This window comes from Kurthia sibirica (genome assembly GCF_003143975.1).
Taxonomy (GTDB): domain Bacteria; phylum Bacillota; class Bacilli; order Bacillales_A; family Planococcaceae; genus Kurthia; species Kurthia sibirica.
This window is the reverse complement of the sequence record NZ_QFVR01000046.1, coordinates 1-4,390: the sequence shown is the minus strand read 5'-3', so window position 1 is coordinate 4,390 and position 4,390 is coordinate 1. Positions and strand designations below refer to the sequence as shown.

The 4,390-nt window shown below is 31.6% G+C and carries 3 protein-coding genes and 1 pseudogene; 3 read left to right on the top strand and 1 reads right to left on the bottom strand.

Going from position 1 to position 4,390, the window contains the following annotated elements; all coding sequences use genetic code 11:
* The 3 genes from DEX24_RS16625 to DEX24_RS16615 form a co-directional block, all read left to right on the top strand.
* The coding region (locus tag DEX24_RS16625) for an IS3 family transposase (RefSeq protein ID WP_146192986.1) at nt 1–87 on the top strand (87 nt) is incomplete at its 5' end.
* Nucleotides 88–2,241: 2,154 nt separating this feature from the next.
* Entirely contained in the window at nt 2,242–3,552 is a 1,311-nt protein-coding gene (locus DEX24_RS16620) for a replication-relaxation family protein (RefSeq protein ID WP_170112988.1), read from the top strand.
* Nucleotides 3,553–3,652: 100 nt separating this feature from the next.
* Nucleotides 3,653–3,955 carry a hypothetical protein gene (locus tag DEX24_RS16615; RefSeq protein WP_109307493.1) on the top strand — a complete coding sequence of 101 codons (303 nt, stop codon included), beginning with the start codon at nt 3,653–3,655 and terminating at the stop codon, nt 3,953–3,955.
* A gap of 309 nt (nt 3,956–4,264) precedes the next feature.
* Here the strand turns inward: DEX24_RS16615 and DEX24_RS17395 are convergent.
* Nucleotides 4,265–4,390: pseudogene (locus DEX24_RS17395) on the bottom strand (IS6 family transposase); the annotation flags it as partial.

Below are 4,390 nucleotides of genomic sequence, written 5' to 3'. Positions count from 1 at the left end.
GAATATATAACTTATTATAACAATATCCGTATTCAAACGAAACTAAACAATCAGTCACCGATCCAATATCGCCAACTGGCTGTTTAGAAGGTGTTTTCTTACTGTCTCAAAAAGGGCAGTCAGTGCCTTATTCTATCTATTTTTTTGTCTGACACTAAGGTTCTAATGAATGGCAAGTAATTTCTTTGTCTTCACTACATTTCGGGGATACTTGGTATTGCAATAATCTTTCACTATTCCTAAGTTCATAACGTGTCGAATTTTATTACTTGCTACTTTATGTCGGGACTGCCTAAAGAGCGTAAGGGGAGCGTATGACATTGTTTCGCAATGTCAGTCAGTATAGCTGTTCTTTCTCTTTCATATAGGTTTCATCTATTTGTCAAGAATCACCTACAATGTGATTCTTGACAAATAGATGAAACCTATATTTTTGCACCTAACGACCGTGGTGTGACACACATCAACACCTCAATCAGTCATAATTTCAGAAATTTCTCGGTAATTCAGGTTATATCTCAAATAATAGCCAACGGCTATTGTAATAATATCTTTTTTTGAATTTTTCCCCCTTAATTCTACCTGATATCATGCTAATTAAGAAACCTTGCAACAGAACCCTTTTAGTCTTGTTAAATGGTTTTGTCGGGCGTGTATGACAGGGGGATTAGAATAATAGAATTGTATTGAAGATATGAAGTGTACATCGTGTAATCAGTGGTAAGCATAACAAACGATCCAGGTGGGGTGTACATGTTTCGCTATGTGTAGTTATGTGAGTTGGAGTGTCTGCATCGTTGATTGAAGAAGATTTACTAGTATACAGTTTAAAACTTAAAAATCAATAGCCAACCAGGTGAAATAATCTACAATAGTGTTTAAATGCTATTGAACGTACTAAATTTCATTTTTAATAACTTAAAGGTTAATTTGATAAAAAGATTGATAGAAACGTTTTTAATAGCTTTTAAACGATTTTGAGTAAAAGTGGAATACAATGAATAATTGCTAATAGTTTGAAAAAACGAAGTGATTCCAGGTTTATGTCCGCAACAGTCTCCAATTAATTTGTAAACAAGTTGTTTTTAAAGCATACATAATTTCGAACTCCCTTTTAAAAGTGGGTTCTTTTTTTATTAGGTTAATGCCTCTATTTCAAAATGTAAGCTTTTTGAAGTATAAAGAATATCTCGATAGTCCATATATTAAAAATAAACAAGTTTCTAAGAAGCTGAAAGTGCCTCGTAAGATGAAGTCAGTTCCTCCACTGAAAAAATGGTTCACAAGCGCACTAAGGTGCAACATCTAGTTACCAATTTTTTTCGTTATTCCTCCCTCTATTAAGATAGAGGGAGGGTAACAGGATAATAGGCAAACCCGGATGAAGCGAAAAAAATCGAAAAAAAAAGGATTTTCCCACCTTTCAACCCTTGCTATTACTGTTTTTTTACATAGTTGATTACGAAAAAAAATCATACGTGTCACGCACTTCAAAAATTAGCATAGTTGGTTATGAAAATAGCAATCGTAACCAACTATAAAATAAATAGCTTCAAAAAAGAATTTTTTCCCATAAATGGTTTGGGAGATTTTCTTTTGAGCACCTACTTCGTCTCTGTTTCAACGTGAAAATAGCGTCGGAGTAACACTGTTTTTAAAGGGGAAATCTGCTTATTTTTGATATTTCAAATAGGTGCATCTGTCTTTTAAAAGGTAGGAATAATTACAGCCTTTTATCTTTCTAAAATATTTGGAGCAACTTAATCGCGCTGTACGATTAAGTTAACGATTTAAAATACTGTCTGCTATTTTGAAGAATATGATTTACATGTTGTATACCTTTTAACGGATATTAAATGACGTAAAAAAACAGTTTTATTTATTGTGAACTGTATCTTTTTTGTGGGTAAAAAGGGTGCAATTCATGGAGGTACACCTCCGTTGTATACCTTTAACGTAGAAACAACGGGTGCTGACATAGGAAATAGAAGTGCAACTAATATATAAAAACTAGAGTGTAATTCAAATAGAAAAAGAATGTTATGGATTGGTAGTTATTTGTTTGTTTTTGCATAGTTTCATGTAAGGAAATCTATCCATGTTTTAACTTTTTTAGCATGAAATAAAGTACTATGATATACTTATATTAAATTTAATATAAACAGGAAACCCCTGAAAAATAAGACTTAGTAGAGTCTTATTCTTCGGGGGCTTTTTTGTTTTTAGGGAGGAAAAAAGATTTTGAGGCAGATTAAAAAAGGACTAAACGGACTGAAAATAGAAAAGGGGCATTTTTATAAAGGGGTAGTATTGCATGATTATGAAATCGAAGTATTACGCCATATTTATTTACACAAACAGTTACGTGCAACATCTCTTCATGAGTTATACAGATTATTAAGTAATAAAAAAATTGAAACGAGTAATATTTCAAATCGTTTAAAAAAGCTACTAGATGCTGGGGTTGTTGCAAGAAATGAGGAACTAATACATGACATGTCTAAAAATTTTGTAAGATATAGCTATCGTCTAAATTCAGCTGGCTTGGAAGTTCTTGTTTTTTTAAATATTATAAGAAAAGAAAGTATTAAAACGTATAAAACGAATGCTCATATAAACAAGTTTCCAAATTTACATTCGAAAGTTGCCTCTACAATTACGAATAAAATCGTCATGGATTTGATAAAGCAAGAGATTACTTTTGATTTTTGTAGAGGAAACAACCATTACTTATTAGGCAATGATTCGTACACAAGAAAAACTGAAACAACAGGTTTCATAATACCGGATTATGTTATAGAAACGAGAGACACAATTGTTCCTATTGAAATTGATACAGGTACTCAGCGTGCGCATATTATTAAACAAAAGATTGAAAAGTATATTGTACAAGCCCGTTCTAAAGAATTTAATCTAAGAAATATACATGTTGTTTTTATAGTTGTGGATAATTCCATCTCGGATACGTTTGAAACCAATAGAAATCGCCGAGTGTACTCACTTAAAGCTACATTTTTAAGCGGTTTTGATCTACCTGGGAATTTACATTTCTATGCTGTTAATGCTCTTCATTCTATTCCGTTGATTTCTTATATTTTAAATCCAAAAAATAATTTAGAAGAAATTGAAAAAGACTTTATTTGTGAAGATTTTATGGAGCTATATAATGAACGCTACAAACAGCATTTTATTCAAGTTGAAAAACCTGCTGTTGCTAAAGATCTCTTCCATGCGGTTTATACGTATGAAGTCAATACAATCAAATACGATGTTTATTTGATTTACAGAGTAGTTGGTAATTTGAGAGATTACCAAAAATCAGAAAGCGCATTAAGTTATTTATCAAAACGTTTAGAAAGAAATAAACGATTCATTTTATTATATGTATATGACAATGCTACAAGTGCATTAGCCGATGTAACAACTGCTACAGATGCTTCCATAACAATTGCTGCGTCTTATTTACCAACAGAAGATAATGAGGATTTAGTTGTTTATAAACATACATCATTACTAACTAAAAAAGCTGTAAAAGGGGTGATTGAGTATTGAATAGATGGGTTTATGGGAAGAAAATGGGTCAATTGTCTAGAATAGAAATTTTATTGTATAATATAGTTAACTAAAGCAACATGAAGAGGGAGGTTTTTTTATGACAATCAGTTTTAGAGAACGCGTTAAACAAATAGGTAATGGGGAATTTAAAGTTGAATTAACTATCCCACCTACTAAAAAGATGACACCTGCTGAAGAAGAGCGTTATCACAGAGAAGCTAAAAAAATCAATCAAATGTTACGCAACTCTGAAGGTTATAAAGAACAACAAAAAGAACTGTCAGTGTTTGCTGAACAACTGAAAAAAGATCGTGCAACTGGTATTGGTGTTGTTGATATGGATGCCTTAAAAGTTAAATATCTGGCTGATAAAGCGTTACGAGAGAATATAAAAATGTAAATAAAAAACAATGGATACTTATTTTTTAAGTATCTATTGTTTTTTTATTTTCTGATTTAAAACATAGTGAACCCTTGTATATTTGTTCATAAAATTCCGATTTAACGAACAATGGGATATAAGCAATTAAAAAAAGCTGTTATTTATCTATCCATAACAGCTTTTCACTCTTAAAATAATGTTGTTTGTAAAAACTCATTGGACTCTATCTTCACTTGCTTTGCTCCATTTTCATCTGTCTCTATATAAAAATAACGGTTCTGTTGCAAAGTTTAAAATAACAAATGATTTGCCATTAGGTTTCGCCTTTTAGGCAGAAACTCCGAGTAGTTGATTTATTTCTCGTGTCACTGAAAAACCAAAAAGATTGAATTCTTTTCGGCTAGACTTGTATAAGGCATGTATCGTCTCAATTCCTTTAATCGTAGATGAGGC

Bases quoted from the DNA above. Each gene is read 5' to 3' on its own strand.
- DEX24_RS16615 (WP_109307493.1), top strand. From the start codon at position 3,653: ATGACAATCAGTTTTAGAGAACGCGTTAAACAAATAGGTAATGGGGAA.